Annotated in this window: 22 protein-coding genes and 1 tRNA gene; 12 read left to right on the forward strand and 11 right to left on the reverse strand. The window is 65.7% G+C overall.

What is annotated here, in order from left to right; all coding sequences use genetic code 11:
• Positions 1 to 30: 30 nt before the first annotated feature.
• The 5 genes from AC6LKD_RS14100 to AC6LKD_RS14120 form a co-directional block, all read right to left on the reverse strand.
• Positions 31 to 1,008, reverse strand: a complete 978-nt coding sequence (locus AC6LKD_RS14100; RefSeq protein ID WP_013392512.1) for a bile acid:sodium symporter family protein — start codon at positions 1,006 to 1,008, stop codon at positions 31 to 33.
• A 136-nt stretch (positions 1,009 to 1,144) separates the two neighbouring features.
• Positions 1,145 to 2,125 carry a 4-hydroxythreonine-4-phosphate dehydrogenase PdxA gene (gene pdxA / locus AC6LKD_RS14105; protein ID WP_498116562.1) on the reverse strand — a complete coding sequence of 327 codons (981 nt, stop codon included), beginning with the start codon at positions 2,123 to 2,125 and terminating at the stop codon, positions 1,145 to 1,147.
• Positions 2,126 to 2,187: 62 nt separating this feature from the next.
• On the reverse strand, positions 2,188 to 2,496 hold the full coding sequence (locus tag AC6LKD_RS14110; RefSeq protein ID WP_498116563.1) for a hypothetical protein: 309 nt from the start codon (positions 2,494 to 2,496) through the stop codon (positions 2,188 to 2,190).
• A 42-nt stretch (positions 2,497 to 2,538) separates the two neighbouring features.
• A complete protein-coding gene (locus tag AC6LKD_RS14115) occupies positions 2,539 to 2,997 on the reverse strand; it encodes an Lrp/AsnC family transcriptional regulator (protein ID WP_013392515.1) in 459 nt (152 codons plus the stop codon).
• A gap of 105 nt (positions 2,998 to 3,102) precedes the next feature.
• A complete protein-coding gene (locus tag AC6LKD_RS14120; RefSeq protein WP_207466163.1) occupies positions 3,103 to 3,708 on the reverse strand; it encodes a hypothetical protein in 606 nt (201 codons plus the stop codon).
• A gap of 179 nt (positions 3,709 to 3,887) precedes the next feature.
• Between AC6LKD_RS14120 and AC6LKD_RS14125 the strand changes: the two genes are divergently transcribed.
• Together AC6LKD_RS14125 and AC6LKD_RS14130 are read left to right on the forward strand one after the other, a co-directional pair.
• Positions 3,888 to 4,133 carry a hypothetical protein gene (locus tag AC6LKD_RS14125; RefSeq protein WP_013392517.1) on the forward strand — a complete coding sequence of 82 codons (246 nt, stop codon included), beginning with the start codon at positions 3,888 to 3,890 and terminating at the stop codon, positions 4,131 to 4,133.
• Positions 4,134 to 4,334: 201 nt separating this feature from the next.
• Entirely contained in the window at positions 4,335 to 4,607 is a 273-nt protein-coding gene (locus tag AC6LKD_RS14130; RefSeq protein WP_207466165.1) for a hypothetical protein, read from the forward strand.
• Between the two features lie 10 nt (positions 4,608 to 4,617).
• Here the strand turns inward: AC6LKD_RS14130 and AC6LKD_RS14135 are convergent, their stop codons facing one another.
• Together AC6LKD_RS14135 and AC6LKD_RS14140 are read right to left on the reverse strand one after the other, a co-directional pair.
• Positions 4,618 to 5,181 (reverse strand): DedA family protein, encoded by a 564-nt coding sequence (locus AC6LKD_RS14135; RefSeq protein WP_013392519.1) that lies wholly within the window; start codon positions 5,179 to 5,181, stop codon positions 4,618 to 4,620.
• Positions 5,178 to 6,617: an aminotransferase-like domain-containing protein gene (locus tag AC6LKD_RS14140; protein WP_498116564.1), complete on the reverse strand. Its 1,440-nt coding sequence runs from the start codon at positions 6,615 to 6,617 to the stop codon at positions 5,178 to 5,180. The genes AC6LKD_RS14135 and AC6LKD_RS14140 overlap by 4 nt, the downstream gene beginning before the upstream one ends.
• Positions 6,618 to 6,861: 244 nt before the next feature.
• Between AC6LKD_RS14140 and AC6LKD_RS14145 the strand changes: the two genes are divergently transcribed.
• Together AC6LKD_RS14145 and AC6LKD_RS14150 are read left to right on the forward strand one after the other, a co-directional pair.
• The gene (locus tag AC6LKD_RS14145) at positions 6,862 to 7,167 is read left to right on the forward strand and encodes a hypothetical protein (protein WP_492274695.1); all 306 of its coding nucleotides are present in this window, start codon (positions 6,862 to 6,864) and stop codon (positions 7,165 to 7,167) included.
• Between the two features lie 20 nt (positions 7,168 to 7,187).
• Positions 7,188 to 7,264, forward strand: a tRNA-Met gene (locus tag AC6LKD_RS14150).
• Positions 7,265 to 7,267: 3 nt separating this feature from the next.
• Here AC6LKD_RS14150 and AC6LKD_RS14155 read toward each other — a convergent pair.
• A complete protein-coding gene (locus AC6LKD_RS14155; RefSeq protein ID WP_492274694.1) occupies positions 7,268 to 7,408 on the reverse strand; it encodes a hypothetical protein in 141 nt (46 codons plus the stop codon).
• Between the two features lie 107 nt (positions 7,409 to 7,515).
• Between AC6LKD_RS14155 and AC6LKD_RS14160 the strand changes: the two genes are divergently transcribed.
• Both AC6LKD_RS14160 and AC6LKD_RS14165 read left to right on the forward strand, forming a co-directional pair.
• A complete protein-coding gene (locus tag AC6LKD_RS14160; RefSeq protein WP_492274693.1) occupies positions 7,516 to 7,860 on the forward strand; it encodes a hypothetical protein in 345 nt (114 codons plus the stop codon).
• A gap of 286 nt (positions 7,861 to 8,146) precedes the next feature.
• A complete protein-coding gene (locus AC6LKD_RS14165; protein WP_498116565.1) occupies positions 8,147 to 9,418 on the forward strand; it encodes a TIGR03862 family flavoprotein in 1,272 nt (423 codons plus the stop codon).
• A gap of 12 nt (positions 9,419 to 9,430) precedes the next feature.
• Here the strand turns inward: AC6LKD_RS14165 and AC6LKD_RS14170 are convergent, their stop codons facing one another.
• Both AC6LKD_RS14170 and AC6LKD_RS14175 read right to left on the reverse strand, forming a co-directional pair.
• Complete coding sequence (locus tag AC6LKD_RS14170; RefSeq protein WP_013392524.1) at positions 9,431 to 9,838, reverse strand: hypothetical protein; 408 nt, start codon at positions 9,836 to 9,838, stop codon at positions 9,431 to 9,433.
• A gap of 66 nt (positions 9,839 to 9,904) precedes the next feature.
• Positions 9,905 to 10,264: a hypothetical protein gene (locus AC6LKD_RS14175; RefSeq protein ID WP_013392525.1), complete on the reverse strand. Its 360-nt coding sequence runs from the start codon at positions 10,262 to 10,264 to the stop codon at positions 9,905 to 9,907.
• Positions 10,265 to 10,444: 180 nt separating this feature from the next.
• On the opposite strand from AC6LKD_RS14175, the gene AC6LKD_RS14180 reads away from it, so the two are divergent.
• From AC6LKD_RS14180 to AC6LKD_RS14200, 5 genes are all read left to right on the forward strand, one after another.
• Positions 10,445 to 10,576, forward strand: a complete 132-nt coding sequence (locus AC6LKD_RS14180) for an entericidin A/B family lipoprotein (protein WP_013392526.1) — start codon at positions 10,445 to 10,447, stop codon at positions 10,574 to 10,576.
• A gap of 141 nt (positions 10,577 to 10,717) precedes the next feature.
• Positions 10,718 to 11,149, forward strand: a complete 432-nt coding sequence (locus AC6LKD_RS14185; protein WP_498116566.1) for a BPTD_2524 family lipoprotein — start codon at positions 10,718 to 10,720, stop codon at positions 11,147 to 11,149.
• Positions 11,150 to 11,152: 3 nt separating this feature from the next.
• Positions 11,153 to 11,566 carry a hypothetical protein gene (locus tag AC6LKD_RS14190; RefSeq protein ID WP_013392528.1) on the forward strand — a complete coding sequence of 138 codons (414 nt, stop codon included), beginning with the start codon at positions 11,153 to 11,155 and terminating at the stop codon, positions 11,564 to 11,566.
• A gap of 97 nt (positions 11,567 to 11,663) precedes the next feature.
• Complete coding sequence (locus AC6LKD_RS14195) at positions 11,664 to 12,956, forward strand: aspartate carbamoyltransferase (RefSeq protein WP_013392529.1); 1,293 nt, start codon at positions 11,664 to 11,666, stop codon at positions 12,954 to 12,956.
• A 142-nt stretch (positions 12,957 to 13,098) separates the two neighbouring features.
• Positions 13,099 to 14,535, forward strand: coding sequence for a diguanylate cyclase (locus tag AC6LKD_RS14200; protein ID WP_498116567.1), 1,437 nt, complete (start codon positions 13,099 to 13,101; stop codon positions 14,533 to 14,535).
• Between the two features lie 75 nt (positions 14,536 to 14,610).
• Here AC6LKD_RS14200 and AC6LKD_RS14205 read toward each other — a convergent pair whose 3' ends face one another.
• Entirely contained in the window at positions 14,611 to 15,510 is a 900-nt protein-coding gene (locus tag AC6LKD_RS14205; protein ID WP_054451049.1) for a recombination-associated protein RdgC, read from the reverse strand.
• 148 nt (positions 15,511 to 15,658) lie between these two features.
• On the opposite strand from AC6LKD_RS14205, the gene AC6LKD_RS14210 reads away from it, so the two are divergent.
• Positions 15,659 to 15,868 (forward strand): hypothetical protein, encoded by a 210-nt coding sequence (locus tag AC6LKD_RS14210; protein ID WP_013392532.1) that lies wholly within the window; start codon positions 15,659 to 15,661, stop codon positions 15,866 to 15,868.
• Positions 15,869 to 15,905 lie beyond the last annotated feature (37 nt).

A 15,905-nucleotide genomic window follows, 5' to 3' on the forward strand; every position in this document is an offset into this window, starting at 1 on the left:
GCGGTTTTTCATTGCAGGCGGGAAGCCGCTTCAGGCTTCAGCCTCGGGGCGTTTGCCGAAGCGCGCGGCCAGCACGCCGCACACCATCAGCTGGATCTGGTGGAACAGCATCAGCGGCAGCACGATGGCGCCCACGGCGTGGCCGGCGAACAGCACCTGCGCCATCGGAATGCCGCTGGCCAGGCTTTTCTTCGAGCCGCAGAACAGCAGCGTGATGCGGTCTTCCACATTGAAGCCGAAAACCCGGCCCGCCAGCGCCGACAGGCCCAGCGCCAGCGCCAGGATGACGGCGCAGGCCACCACCAGGCCGGCCAGCGCGGGGATCGGGGTCGAACTCCACAGGCCTTCGTTGATGGCTTCCGAAAAAGCCGTGTAGACCACCAGCAGGATCGAGCCCTGGTCGACGAACTTCAGCATGGCCTTGCGCTTATGCACCCAGGCGCCGATCCAGCGGCGGGCGAACTGGCCCAGCACGAAGGGCAGCAGCAGCTGCAGCATGATCTTGCCGACCGCGTCGAACGAAATCGGCGCGCTGCCCGCGTTGGCCACCACCGTGCCCACCAGCAGCGGGGTGAGGAAGATGCCGAGCAGGCTGGAGGCGGAAGCGCTGCACACGGCGGCCGGCACGTTGCCGCGCGCCATCGAGGTGAAAGCGATGGCCGACTGCACCGTGGCGGGCAGGCAGCACAGGAACAGGATGCCCAGATAGAGTTCCGGCGTGACCAGCGGCTCCAGCACTGGCTTGAGCGCCAGGCCCAGCAAGGGGAACATCAGGAAGGTCGCGGAGAAGATCGTGAGGTGCAGCTTCCAGTGCGTGAGGCCGGCGATGATGGCTTCGCGCGACAGGCGCGCGCCGTGCAGGAAGAACAGCAGGCCGACCGCGATGTTGGTGATCCAGCCGAACACCACCACGCCTTGCCCGTGCGCGGGCACGATGCTGGCGATGATGACGGTGCAGATCAGGTAGAGGGTGAAGCGGTCGGGAAGAAGGCGGGCAAGGCGTGACATGGAGGAGGGGAGGGAGGGCGGACGGAAAGCGCCGCAGGCGCCGTAAACGGGGCGTATTGTAGTCCCGGGGACGCCTTGCTTCCTGACAGCCAGTTGTCAGCGCTGCCGGGGCCGCAGCAGGGCCGCGGCGCGGCGCTCAGGGCGTCATGGCCAGCGCCAGGTCGAAGGCGGCGACCAGCGAGGCGTGGTCGGCCAGGCCCTTGCCCGCGATGTCGAAGGCGGTGCCGTGGTCGACGCTGGTGCGCACGAAAGGCAGGCCCACCGTCACGTTCACGCCATGGTCCAGGCCCAGGTACTTGACCGGAATGAGGCCCTGGTCATGGTACTGCGCCACCACGATATCGAATTCGCCGCGCCGGGCGCGCATGAAGATCGTGTCGCCGGGCCAGGGGCCACTGGCGTCGATGCCTTGCGCGCGGGCGGCGGCGATCGCGGGTTCGATGATGTCGATGTCCTCGCGGCCGAACTTGCCGCCTTCGCCCGCATGCGGGTTCAGGCCCGCGACCGCGACGCGCGGCCGGGCGATGCCCATCTGGCGGCAGGCCTGATCGGCCAGTTTCATCGAGGTCAGTTCGGCTTGCGGCGTGATGCGCGCGATCACGTCGGCCAGCGCCACGTGTATGGTCACCAGCAGCACGCGCAGCTCGTCGTTGGCCAGCATCATCGCGAAGTCGCGCGTGCCCGAACGCTCCGCCAGGATCTCGGTGTGGCCGGGATAGTCTATGCCGGCGGCGTGCATGGATTTCTTGTTCAGCGGCGCGGTGACTATCGCGCGGATGCGTCCGGCCTGCGCGTCGTCGATGGCGGAGCAGACGTAATCGTAGGCGCCGCGTCCGGCGGCGGCGTTGATCTGCCCCAGCGGCAGGTCGGCGGGCAGGGCGGGGCTGCAGGCGATGACGTTGATATGGTCCGCGCCCGGCGCTGCCTGGCCCACATTCGCGACCTCGACGATCTCCAGCCTGGCGCCCAACTGGGCGGCGGCGCGGCGCAGCGCGCCCGCGTCGCCATACACCACGCAAGGCGCATTCAGGCCTTGCGCGTATGCCTTGACGACGATTTCGGGGCCGATGCCGGCGGCATCGCCCATGGTGATGCCGACGGGCAGGGAGGTCTTCACGGTGCTGGAGCTGAGGTTGTGTTGCGGATCATGCTACACCCGATGGCAGGCGGGCAGCCGCCTTACTTCGAGGGATTCTTGGGCGGTTCGATGACGCCGCATTCGAAGGTCACGGTGGCGCGCTTGGGACCCAGGCCGGTCGCGTGGTTGGACGTGATCTTGGGCTTGACCAGCTTGCGGTCGATGGACTGGCAATACTGTTCGGCGCGCAGCAGGGCCTGGTTCTTGATTTCCACCCAGGTCATCATCTGGGAGCCGGAGCTGTGGGTGACGCTGTAGGTGTCCTTGCCGACGGACGTGACCTCGCTCATGCTGGAACAGGCGCCCAGCAGGGCGAGCAATACGGCGGCGGGGGCAAGGCGTGCAAACATGAGGCGTCCTGAAATGGCGATTCCCCCAATTACACCATCATTTCAGGGCGCGGCCACGGCGCTGCGGCGGTCGAGCTTGCGGCTCAGGACGATGGAGGTCTGGGTCTGCTTGACCCCGTCGATCAAGCCGATGCGGTCCAGCAGTTCGTCCAGCTGTTCGTGGGTTTCGCAGCGCAGGAAGATAAGGTAGTCGTAGGGGCCGCTGACCGACGAGACCTCTTCGACCTCGGGCATTCTCTCCAGTTCGCGGATCACGGCGGCGGTCGTCTTGGGCAGCACGCTGATGGAGCAATAGGCCCGCACCGCCGCTTCTTCCAGCAGCCGCCCCAGCCGCACGCCATAACCCGCCACGATGTGCTCGCGCTCGAGCCGGGCGATGCGGGCCACCACGGTGGTGCGGGCCAGACCGAGCTTGCGCGCCAGGATGGCCGCGGGTTCGCGCGCATTGGCTTGCAGCAGGCTGAGCAGTTGCCGGTCGATGGCGTCGAGTCGTTCGTTCATACGGTGATGGGCAGCGTGGAGCGAGAGGGCGCGAGTGCCGACGGTACAGGCGCGGGGCAGCCCGCGTCAATGCGCGGCGGCGCGCGCGTTGCAACGGGTTGGACGCTAGCCGTCGGATTCGGGCGGAATGCCGCCCTGATAGATGCGGCCGTCGAACTCGAAGCGCGTGATGGTCTTGCGCGCGGCATCGAAGATGCGGTCGCGGCTGGCGTCGTCCAGGCCGTCGTGGTCGGCGAAGCTGAAGCGGCACAGATCGATGTCGCTGTCGTAGAAGGCCGAATGCACATAGCGGCTGACGTCGGCCTCGTGCGCAAAATGCGCGAACTCGCGCAGTTGCTCCATTTCGTGGAAGGATCCGTTGCGGCTGACCAGCAGCATCCCGAACTTGCGCTCTTCGTCCGCCACGGGTTCGGGCGCGGCCAGCGCGTCGGGCTGCCGCAAATCTTCGTAGTCGAAACGCGCGCCCAGTTCGTGCATGGCGGCCAGCACGCGCTGCCACTGCGCTTCATCCAGCGTGAGGCGGGCCGCCACGTAAAAGAGGCGCTGGCGGCCCAGCGAGCGCGGTTCGGCGCCGCCGATATAGCTGTGCCAGGGAATGGCCGCGTCCAGTCCGGCCAGCTCCGCCATGCGCGCGTCGCTGTAGTCCAGCCGGTCCTGCAGGCGCCGCATGGATTGGGCGTCCGGCGCAACGTAGTTCTGGATCGTCTTCATGGGGCCTCCGGTTGCACCGGAGCGCGGGGCCGCAGCCCGGGAGACGCAACCGGTGACGTGCGCCGCCGTGCCTATGCGGCTACGCTTCATGCTAGCGCGGCATGCAGGGCTTGCCTAGCTTGGGCGGGCGCGGCGCCGTGCTAGGATTTGCGCCGACTTCAATGCCAGGAGGCTTTCAAATGGACATCCAGGAACAAATCGCCGTCATCGTGCATACCATTTCGCACCAAGGCGGCCGCATCGACGCGCTGAATTCGACCCTGCTGTCGATGCTGCATCTGGCCAAGGCTTCGCCCGGCCTGCGCGAGGCCATCGAGGCCCAGCTCGAACAGAACTATTCCAGCTTGCTGGCCCGCTCCGAGAATCCGCAGTACGTGGCCGGTTTCGAGAGTGTGCGCGACATGGTCCTGGGCGCCCTGAAATAGCCGCGCCCGATGGCGCTGGAAGTTGCGGGAGTTACCCACAACTTCTGTGGACAAGCCTTGGGATAGTGCGGGCATAGATGTTCAATTTCCTTTAATTACAAAGGCTTGCACGGGGCGCTCAAAGCGGGCTCCAATTGCGCTCGCTGGCGGCGCTTTGGGCGGCGCGGCGCAGGTCATGCAAGCCGGGTAATATGCGGCCCCATGCGGAATCAGTATTCATTGGAATGCCGGGGCGGATCGATCGCGGTGCGCGTCTCGGAAGCAGCAAAGCTGGCGGCGTTCGACCCCGGCAAACTCTCCCCCGAGGCGCGCCAGAGCTGGGAGCGGATGGGGCATGGCTTCAAGGCCTGGCACGACTTCGACCAGCGCCATCCCATCCTGCGCCGCCTGGCGCGCCTGCCCCTGGTGGGCCGCTGGTACCGCAATGCGCGGCGCCGCTATGTGCTGCGGGCCAGCGGCAAGCTGGTGGTCTAAGGCCGCTTTATTATTTACGGCGCCTGCCCAGCAGGTGATAAGCCAGCCAGATGGCGGCGCCGATCGCGATGGCCACGGCCAGCTTGGTCTCGACGCCATGCAGGCGTCCCAGCATCGATTCGATGGTCTGTCCGAACAGGTAGCCCAAGGCGCTGAAGCACATCGCCCAGATGGCGGCGGCGATGGCGTTGAGCACCAGGAAGCGTAGCGGCGGCACGTTCGATACGCCCAGCGCTACCGGTCCCACCGTGCGCAAGCCATAGAGAAAGCGCAGGCTTAGGATGAAGCCGTGCGGATAGCGGTCCACCGCCGCCAAGGCCTTTTCGAAAGCGGGTTTCTCGCGGACCCGCCGGACATAGCGATGATCGCGATAGCGGCGGCCCAGGAAGAACAACGCCTGATCGGCGAGGAACGAACCGGCGAAGGCGCACAGCATTACGTAGGGCAGGTGCAGCAGGTGCTGGTGCGCCAGGAAGCCGGCGAACACGACCACGCTTTCGCCTTCGAGCAACGTGCCGCCGAACACCGCCCACAGGCCATAGTCGACGATGAACTGATGCAGGGCCGGATTCATCTGGGCCGCTCGGCCACGATGCGCGCCAAGGTCTGCAGGGCGCCGGTGATCTCGGGCGTGGTGCGTTGTCCGCAACTGATGCGCAGGAAGTGGTTGTAGCGCGCGCCGTTGGAGAACATGGCGCCGGGCGCTACCCGTATGCCTTGGCGCAGGGCAGCTTCAAATACCTCCATGCCCAGGCGGCCGTCGGGCATTTCCACCCATAGCAGCATGCCGCCTTGCGGCATGCTCAGGCGGGTGCCGGGAGGAAAGTGTGCGGCAATGGTCTCGGCGGTCTGGTCGCGCTGCATCTTCAGGTGCCGGCGCAGGCGCGACAGGTGCCGGTCGTAGGCGCGCGAGCCCATGAATTCGGCCACGGCGATCTGCGCCAGTGGTTCGTTGGGGCGGCTCTGGGCGAACTTCAGCATGGCGATGCGGGTTTTCCAGCGGCCGCCCAGCAGCCAGCCCAGGCGCATGCCCGGCGCCAGCGTCTTGTGCATGGACGAGCAATAGATCACGTTGCCGGTCGCGTCCCACGACTTGGCGGCGGCCAGCGGCGTGTCGTCATCGGTCAGTGCGCCGTACGTGTCGTCCTCGATCAGCGGCACTTGCTGGCGCTCGCACAGGGCGACGAGCCGAGCTTTTTCCGCGTCCGGCATGACGCAGCCCAGCGGGTTCTGGAAATTGGGCACCACCACCACGGCGCGGATATTGCCATGGGTCTGGAACGCCAGGTCCAGCGCTTCGATCGACAGGCCGTGCTGCGGACTGGTGGGAATCTCCAGTGCCCGCATGCCCAGGCTTTCCAGGATTTGCAGCAGGCCGAAGTAGGCCGGCGATTCGACCGCGATCGTGTCGCCGGGCCGGGCCACTGCGCGCAGCGCCAGGTTCAGCGCCTCGATGCAGCCATGCGTGACGATGACGTCGTCGGGCGTCGCATTGATGCCATTGGCCAGCGCCCGGCGGGCCAGCACGGCGCGCAGGTCTGGATGCCCTTGCGGCGGCACCGGGCTCACCAGCACCTCGGGCGATTGGCGCAGCGCGCGCATCATGGCCTGCTTCAGTTCCTCCAGGGGGTAGGCCTCGGGCACGGCGGCGGCCAGGGCGAAGTTGGCGCTGACCGGATGCGCTTCGCACTTGGCCACGAAGTCCGAGACCCGGTCGTGGATGCCCACGTACTGCGCGGCGCCGAGCGTCTGGCGGATGTCGGGTTCGTCGACGGGCGGGATGCTGTTGCGCCGTGGCTTGAGCACGAAATAGCCCGAGCGGGGGCGCGCTTCGATCAGGCCGTCGTCTTCCAGCTGGCGGCAGGCCTGCAGCGCGGTCGACAGGCTGACGTGATGGGTGCGCACCAGGGTGCGGACCGAGGGCATGCGCTGGGCCGGGGCCAGCACGCCCGTCTGGATGGCGCGCCGGTAATGGTTGGCCAGGCGTAGGTATAGCGGTTGCGGGTCCATGCGCCGATCATGCTCCCCGAGGTTGGAATGAGGGTAGGCACAGATTCATGCAAAGTACACCATAACAGCGTGAAAATCGAGGATCTGCATCGGTACAGAAACCCTGGGATTGTGACTGTTGCGCATAGCAGGGCGAGCGTAGCCTGTAGTTGTCCGACAGGAGACGACGATGATTGCGACTTACCCCCCCGATGCCCAGGCCCGCCGCCTGGAACTTGCCGCCGGCGCTAGCCGGAAACTGGTCTTGCGCGCCGGCGCCACGCTTGTATGCGTCAGCGGCAGCGTGCGGGTCGAGGAGCCGGTCAACGGCCCGGAAGCCGCGGGCGGACTGCCTGGCGCGGTATCCGTGCGTATCAATGCGGGGGAGGGGCACGGCCTGGGCTACGGTGGCGTGGCGCAAGTCACGGCCATCGGCCCGGCGGAGCTGATCTGCCTGGACAGTCTGGGCTATGCGCAGCGTTTTTTTCGGGCCGCCGCCGCTTTTTTTCAGCGGGAACTGCTTAAAAACCGAAAAAATCGGCTGGGTGCGCTGCACAAGATTTCAAAATGATGTATGATTCACACATCAGACGCGGGGTGGAGCAGTCTGGCAGCTCGTCGGGCTCATAACCCGAAGGTCGTAGGTTCAAATCCTGCCCCCGCAACCAGTTTCAAGCAGGACCGGCCCGTTCCGGCAGCATGGCAAAAATGCTGCGACGGATAGGCCCTTGCAGAAGAAAGCCGCGATTTTCATCGCGGCTTTTTTTTTCGCCGTCGCGGCAGGATTCCCTGAGCCGCTTGCTCTGCGTCAAACCTTTGTTCCAGTCCGGACTTTCCCTGGTGTTCGCGGCCGCACAGGCCGCCAACCCTGCGCTACCATGGGTCACGCGCGCTAGGTTGCCGCACTCGAGGAGGGTCCATGGGAACAGCAAAATACGATCATCCTGGCTATGTCGCCGATACTGGCGCTGACGGCAAATACCACGTGGGCATCTGGTGCCCCCACGGCTATCCTGCCCATATCCATATCGGCCGTCCCGCGGACCGCGGCGATCCCCAGGCGATGCTACGCCTGCGCATACCGGACGGGGTGTTCCAGTCCTTGCCGGACGATCCCGAAACCCTGTGCCGCCGTGCGCTCGGACAGGCGCTGGATGCCGGCCTGCTGTCTTCCGTCTCGGTGGATGGCGAATACCAGGAACTGCGTTTCCAGATGGACGCCGAACCCTGGTCCGGCCCGATGCAGGCCGCGGGCCACGCTTGATTCGGCGGCGCATGCCCGGGCTGAATTACCCACAGCTACTGTGGACAAGCCTTGGGATAGCCTCTGCGTATTTCGGGTTTTCCCTGTCATAACAATGACTTGGTAGCGCCGCTCAATAAACGCCCCAACGGGGCGTTTATTGCTTCCCGCCAGCCGCGCGCGGTGGCTATGCGACAATCTTTTCCCTTTCTGGCGCGCCCGCGCCTGATTTGCCATTTCCTCCCGGTTCGTTCCCCATGCCTAGTGCTACGCCTATCCATTCCTGCGGCCTGAAGGCGCCGGCGCCATGAGTCCGGCCGTCGCACGCGTCGCCGTGATAGGTGGCGGTCCCGCCGGCTTGATGGCGGCCGAGCGTCTGAGTGCTCAGGGGCTGGAGGTGGATGTATTCGATGCGATGCCATCGGTTGGCCGCAAGTTCCTGATGGCGGGGCGGGGCGGCTTGAACCTGACCCATAGCGAGCCGGCCGCGCCGTTCCTGGCGCGCTATGGCGATCGCGCCGCCCGCGTGGTGCCCTGGCTGCAGGCGCTGGACGCGGACGGCTTGCGCGAGTGGACGCACGGTCTGGGCATCCAGACCTTCGTGGGCTCGTCCGGCCGCGTGTTTCCCCAGGAGATGAAAGCGGCGCCCCTGTTGCGGGCCTGGCTGGCCAGGCTGCGCGCCAGCGGGGTGCGCTTGCACATGCGCCACCGCTGGCTGGGGTGGCCGGCCGATTCGCGGCCCGCCGCGGCCGCCTTGCGCTTCCAGACGCCCGAGGGCGAGCAGGACTACGCAGCAGATGCCGTGGTGCTGGCGTTGGGAGGCGGCAGTTGGGCCAAGCTGGGGTCGGACGGCGCCTGGATCGGCGGCCTGCAGGCGCATGGCGTCGCGGTCGCGCCGCTGCGTCCGGCCAATTGCGGCTTCGACGTGGCATGGTCAGATCACTTCCGCGAGCGCTATGCCGGGCAGCCCGTGAAATCCGTGGCCATGGCTTGCGAGACCGTGGCCGGCAAGACGCCCGCCAGGCAAGGCGAGTTCGTCGTGTCGGAAACTGGCGTGGAAGGCAGCCTGGTGTATGCCTTGTCGGCGCCGCTGCGCGACCGGATCGACGTCCAGGGGCATGCCATCGCCCTGCTGGATCTGGCTCCGGATTGGTCCCAGGAAAAGGTGATGGCAGCGGTGACGCACCCTCGAGGCTCGCGTTCCATGTCCAGCCATCTGCAGAGCCGGCTGGGGCTGACCGGGGTCAAGGCGGGGCTGCTGCGCGAATGCGCTTCGGCGGAAGACTTCCGCGATGCCGAACGTTTGGGCCTGCGCATCAAGGCCTTGCCGCTGCGCCTGCTGCGCGCGCGGCCGATGGACGAAGCCATCAGCACGGCGGGCGGCGTGTCGTTCGACTCGCTGGATTCCGGCCTGATGCTGCGCGATATTCCTGGCGTGTTCTGCGCCGGGGAAATGCTGGATTGGGAGGCGCCGACTGGCGGCTATCTGCTGACGGCATGCATGGCGAGCGGCGTGATCGCCGCTGCCGGAGTGCTGGAATTCCTTCGGTCGGGCGGACGGGTGCCGCCGCAAGCCTGAGGCCGCGGGGCTTCAGGAGCCCGACGAGTAGGGCGCCAGGCCCAGCGGCGCGCGCGGCGCCAGGTCGCCGACGACATGCCCCACTACCGGTGCGCCGCCTTCGGGTTGCGTAACGATGCCGATGACGCGGGTAATCGCACTGGCCGGGATTTCGGTGCCGTGCGCGGGATCCTGCACCAACTGCCAGATGGTGGCTTCCGCGGGAATGGCGTCTTGATCGACCAGTTCAGAACTGTCCAGGCAACTGCGGGCAAAGGCAGACCAGTCCGACGCGTTGCAGGGTAGGCCGTGAGCGGTGGCCAGTCGGGCCAAGGCCAGGGGCGCATCCGCCTGGGCGGCGGCGTGCTGGGCGGCGGCTCCCAGGGAGACATCCAGCGACAGCAAGCGCAGGAACTCTACGACGTTGTCGGTATTCTTCATTGTGCGGTCTCCTGCGGTAACTGTTCTGTTTATGGCCCCGAACCTGCTGGCAAGCCGGGCGGTGTTTCAGGCTGGACCTTGGCCCAGCATCGACACCAGGGATTGTTTCAGGCGGGCCGAAAAAATGGGTACCGTATGGGACACCCCGTCGCGGTCCACGCCCTCTTTGAGTTCGACCGATTGGCCGAGAAAAATATCCGGCGCGGCGCCTATTTCGTTGTAGCGGGCCAGCAATTCATTCACGTTTTGCTGCGCATCGGCCAGCGTGCTGCTTTCAGCCAGCTTGCCGGCGGTATGCGCCTGCAAAATTCGGTGGAGATCGTCGATGAAGAGCGCCAATGCCGCTTGTCCGCGGCATTGGGGTTGTTCCCAGCCCCAGCCCTGGTGGGCGGAACCGGCGTTCTGCGATGCGTGTTTCTTGGTCATTTGCGAATCCTAATCGATTGGCGGCAATTGCGCGACAGGCGAACGCAAGCCTTTCGAATCGTGTTTGATCTCGCGCCGATGCGGCCGGCAGCGGCTGCGGAGCCCGTGTCCGGCCGATGCCCAAATGAGGGTCTTTGGGGTATGCTGGCTTCACTTTCCAAGCCCAGACAGGAGATGTCCATGAAGAACAAAGTCTTTCTCGTCATGTTGCTTTCGATCGCTGCCGTCTCGGCGGGATGCAACACCGTAGCCGGGGCAGGCAAGGACATTCAGCGGGGCGGCGAGAAGATCGAGGGCGCCGCCACCAAATAGGCCTTCGTTCTCCGCGCCGCAATTCCGGCCCAGAAGCCGCGAGACATGCCCATGCATCCCTCTCGCGGCTTTTTTGTTGCCGGATCGCGGTCCCCCCTCCTGGCATAATTCGGGAAGTTGAATTCGATCGTGGGAAGTGTCATGCGCAAGTCTTTGTGGGTGGGAATGGCGTTTGCGGCCCTCTTGGCCGGCTGCGCGAGCAAAGGGGTCTACGAGTCCGATGCCGTGGTGACGGAGACCTTCACCGTCAATACCCACTACGAAGCGGCTTTCCGCCGCGCGGGCGAGTATGTGCGCACCTGCCACGTGAATGTGCAGCACGCCTACAACGTGGCCTATGCCTGGCGCCACGTGAAAGGCGAAAAGGGCGCGCCCGACGAGGTGCAGCTCTATAAGGTGACGGAACCCGCCAAGGTGCTGGAATTGATGACTGTCGAAAGCGCCAGTCCCTCGACGTCCAAGGTAACCATCACGGTGCTGGGCGAAGGCCGTTGGGATGCGGCCGAAATCGCCGCCGCCCGCGCTTCGATCCAGAGCGCCACGCCGGTCTGCCGCAAGGGCGGCGAAGGCTGATCGATGGACGCCCGCGCCCAGCAGATCCGCGCCAGCGGCCTGTCATTCTCGCTGTTGGCGGGGGCGTTCCGCTTCCTGGGCTGGCTCAATGGCGGCGCGGCGCTGGTCCTGACGGGCTTTTCGCTGGGCGTGGTGGGGGGCGACATCGCCGCGCCGGATCTGCAGCTGCCGCTGGCGCTGTTGCTGGGCGGCCTGCTGGCTGCCTGCCTGGGAATATTGTTTGCCTACCTGGCGCAGGTCAGCTTGTTGCGCCAGGGCTACACCGGCCATCTGACGCGCGCCCACTGGCCCGCGCAGATTCTGGCCATGCTTTGCTACCTGATCAGCGCGCTTGCCTTCTGCGCCGCCTGCTGGCTGGCGGCTGCGCAGGCAATCACGGATGCGCCCCAGACCACCACAGCCTATGCAAGGCGGTAGTTGCGGGTAAACCCGTGTGCGCAAAAACGTTGGACTTGGATTTGTGTTGAGAATAATATGCGCACAGCGTATATAAATCTCCTGTTCGGGGCCCGTCATGACCATCTCCCAGCAAGCCTTCCTGCGCGACGCCATGCGGCGCCTGAATCTCACTCGCGACGTGTTCGCGACCCGCATCGGCGTCAAGCGCCGCGCGCTCGATACCTGGTTGCTGCCAGAGGGCTCGCAGGAATTCCGTGCGATGCCGGAAGTGGTGCAGCGCTTCGTCAGTGAAATCGTCCAGAACGGCGTCTTGCTGGAAAAATATACGCAAAGCGTACAAGAAGGTCCTTTGCGTGACCGTATCGCGGTGGAGGGCAAGCATCAGTTGCTGTCGGTGGATCAATTCACCCGCGAATCGGTGGAGGATCTGTTCCGCGTGGCCGACATGATGCAGCCCATCGCCCGCCGCCAGAAGGTGTCCCGCGTGCTGGAAGGCGCGGTGCTGGGTAACCTGTTCTTCGAGGCCAGCACCCGCACCCGCGTCAGCTTCGGCTCGGCGTTCTGCCGCCTGGGCGGCTCGGTCTGCGACACCACCGGCTTCACGTTCTCGTCCATGGCCAAGGGCGAATCGATCTACGACACCAGCCGCGTCATGAGCGGTTACGTGGATGCCATGGTCATCCGCCATCCGGACCAGGGTTCGGTCGCGGAGTTCGCCCGCGCCACCAACATTCCCGTGGTCAACGGCGGCGACGGCCCGGGCGAGCACCCTAGCCAGGCCCTGCTGGACCTGTACACGATCCTGACGGAGTTCTCGCGCCTGGGCAAACTGCTGGACGGCGCGCATATCGCCATGGTCGGCGACCTGAAGTACGGCCGCACCGTGCACTCGCTCATCAAGCTGATGGCGCTGTACAAGAACGTGAAGTTCTCGCTGGTGTCGCCCAAGGGCCTGGAAATGCCGTCCTACATCATCGAGCAGGCCAGCCGCAACGGCAACGTCATCGAGCAGAAGAGCTCGCTGGCCGAGGGGCTGGCCGGCGCCGACGTGATCTACGCCACGCGCGTGCAGAAAGAGCGCTTCGCCAATGAAGAAAACGAAGGCTACACCCCGGACTTCCAGATCAGCCGCGCCATCATCGACGCCTACTGCGGTCCGGACACCATCGTGATGCACCCGCTGCCGCGCGACAGCCGTCCCGGCGCCAACGACCTGAGCGTGGACTTGAACCACGACCCGCGCCTGGCGATCTTCCGTCAGACCGACAACGGCATCCCCATCCGCATGGCGATCTTCGCGGTGTTGCTGGGCGTCGAGGGCCTGGTCCAGCACTCCCTGCGCGATGTGACCTGGCAGCATCCGTCCCATATCGGGCCGGACGATTCGTCCTTCCACGGACTCGAATAAGCGCCGGGCGCCGGGCCGAATATCCCTAGGCCCAGGCCGCAGGACGGCCTCGGCCCGGGGTTTTCAAGCATAATCCGCGCTGGTTTTTTCTGTCGCGTGTCGTTTCCGGACACGCCGTGGAGCCTTCGGGCGGATTATCTATATGTCTTCAAGCAGTCTTGGCGTCCCGCCAATTCCCGACCGGCACGCTGGCGCATCCGATCAGGCGTGCTACCTGAGCGCGTCCAACGAGCAGGCCTGGATTGCGGTCTACCAGTCGGTTGACGCCTATACGCGCGGGCAAGTCGCCGCGGTGGTGGGCGACAGCCTCTCAGAACTGGTCGACGCCTTTTATTCCACCCTGCTGGCCGACGCCGAGGCCGGCCCGCGGCTGTCCCATGAAATCGTGTCGAGCCGCCTGCATGCGGGCATGACGCGCTGGCTCAAGGGGCTGCTGTGCGTGCGCGACCAGGGCGACATCGCCGCCCTGATGGCCACGCAGAAAAAGGTGGGCGAGGTGCATGCCCGCGTCCATATCCCCATCCATCTGGTGATGGCCGGCGCCCGCATCCTGAAAAACGAGATTGCCCTGCGCCTGCGCGCCAGCGACCTGGACGGCATGGCTGCGTCCGTGGCCACCCAGTACGTGTGCAATCTGTTCGACCTGGCGGTCGAGCAGATGAGCCGCGCCTTCATGCGCGACATCAGCCGCGGCGCCCGCAACGACGAGGCCTACCGGCTCTTCGCGCTGGGCCAGAACATCTCCACGGAACGCGAGCGGCAGCGCGCCGCCTTGCTGGAATGGAGCCAGGCGGTGCTGATCGGCCTGCACTACCGCGCGCCGGGACAAAGCCTGCCGCGGCTGGCGGCCTCGGAATTCGGGTTGTGGTTGCAGCACAAGGGCGGGGCGATGTTCGAAAGCGCGCCTGGCCTGCAGCAGATCACGGACGCCGTCGCGCAGCTGGACGGCGTGGTGCTGCCTCAATTGATGCGAGGCGAGGAACTGGGGCAGGCCGGGGCCATGCCCGACCACGTGCGCGAATTGCAGGAGCTGGTGGCGCGCATCAAGCACCTGCTCAACGGCCTGTTCGATATGGTGGCGGAGATAGAGAGCGGTAGCGACCCGCTGACCAATGTGCTGAACCGGCGCTTCCTGCCCTCGGTGATCGGGCGCGAGATATCGATTGCGCGGCGCCAGCGCAGCGAATTCTCGGTTCTGTTGCTGGATATCGACCACTTCAAGGCCATCAACGACCAGCACGGCCACTCCGGCGGCGATCAGGTGCTGCGCCAGTTCGCCGAGGTCCTGCATCAGGCGTGCCGCTCCAGCGATTTCGTGTTCCGCTATGGCGGCGAGGAATTCCTGGTGGTGCTGGTTGACGCGCCGCGCGAGGCCGCGCTGGCCGCGGCCGAGAAGCTGGGCGCGGAGATCCGCCGCCATGTCTTCAATATTCCCGAGGCCGGCCCGCTGCACATCACGGCCAGCATCGGCGTGGCGACGTTCGACGGCCATCCGGACTACGCCTATCTGATCGACCGCGCCGACCAGGCGCTGTATCAGGCCAAGCAGGCCGGCCGCGACCGCGCCGTGGCGGCCTGAGGCCAGTCTTGCAGACATGAAAAAGGCCGCCCTGCCAAGGGCGGCCCAGCTTGCAGGCGCGTTGGCGCCCGCGGCTTACACCTTCTTTTCGCCGCCCAGCGCGTCGACCAGCTCGGCCATCATCTTGGCCAGTTCGCCCGTCATCAGCATCATGTCGGAGTCGAACTTCTCGTCGTCGTTGGCGGCCACGCCTTCATTGCCTTCCTTCAGCACGTCCAGGGGCGCGACGCGCTTGACGTCCAGGCCTTCGGTCAGGACGAACGAAATGCGGTCGGCCCAGGTCATGGCCAGGCGGGTGCACTGCTTGCCCGACTGGATATGGCGGCGCACGTCGTCGGCGTCGATCGAATGCTTGACGTAGCGGATGGCCGCGCCGCTTTCGCCCGAGGAACGCAGTTCGGTGTCCTGATCGATGGAGAAGTTGGCCGGAGCCTCATCCTCGGCCAGCCAGCCAGTCATGGCCGAGGCCGGGGACTGGGCTACATACAGGTTCTCGAGCGGGAAGGGATCCACGCACTTGGCCAGGAGGCCGATGACTTCGTCGGCCTTGGCCGAGGCGGCGGCATCGATGACCAGCCAATGGTTCTGCGGGTCGATCCAGACACGGGTGTCGCGGTACACGCTGAAGGCGCGCGGCAGGAGCTCGTCGGTGACGCGTTCCTTGATTTCCTTCATTTGCTTGCGGCCCGGCTTGTAGCCTTGCTGCTCTTCGATTTCCTGGGCGCGGGCCTTGGCGACCTGGTTGACGACCGTACCCGGCAGGAGCTTTTTCTCGGCGCGCAGGCTCAGCAGGATCTGGCCATTGACCACATGGGCCAGGCCGCCGTTTTCGCGCGGCGGCACCCAGCCCAGGCTTTGCATTTCGAGGTTGTTGCCGCTTTGGTAGGCATGCCGCGCGAGCGTTTCTTCAAGCTGGTCGCCGACCAGCGTCCACGGCGAGGAGAGGCGATAAATCTTGAGATTCTTGAACCACATGAGCGTCGGCCAAAAGGGTTGATTCTATACGACGCGGGCGCTTTGCCGAAGTGCGGCAATACCGCAGCGTGATGCGACACCTTCTGTCACTGACAGCCGCGGGCCTATGCGCTAATGTCCGCGCAGCAAGTCGAACTGGAGAGAAAAAATGAAGATCATCGGCGCCATCTTGATCGTCCTGGGCATCGCCGCCCTGGCCTACAAGGGCTTCAATTACAAATCCGAGGAGACCGTGCTGCAGATCGGTTCGGTCAAGGCTACCGCCGAGACCGAGAAGTCCGTGGCGATCCCTGCCTGGGCCGGCATCGCGGCCATCGTGGCCGGCGTGCTGGCGATCGGCGTGGGCATGCGCCGCTGATTGCCGGCGGCCCAGGCCGCCGCTTGCAGTATCCGAC

The organism is Achromobacter sp. D7-1 (assembly GCF_059760445.1).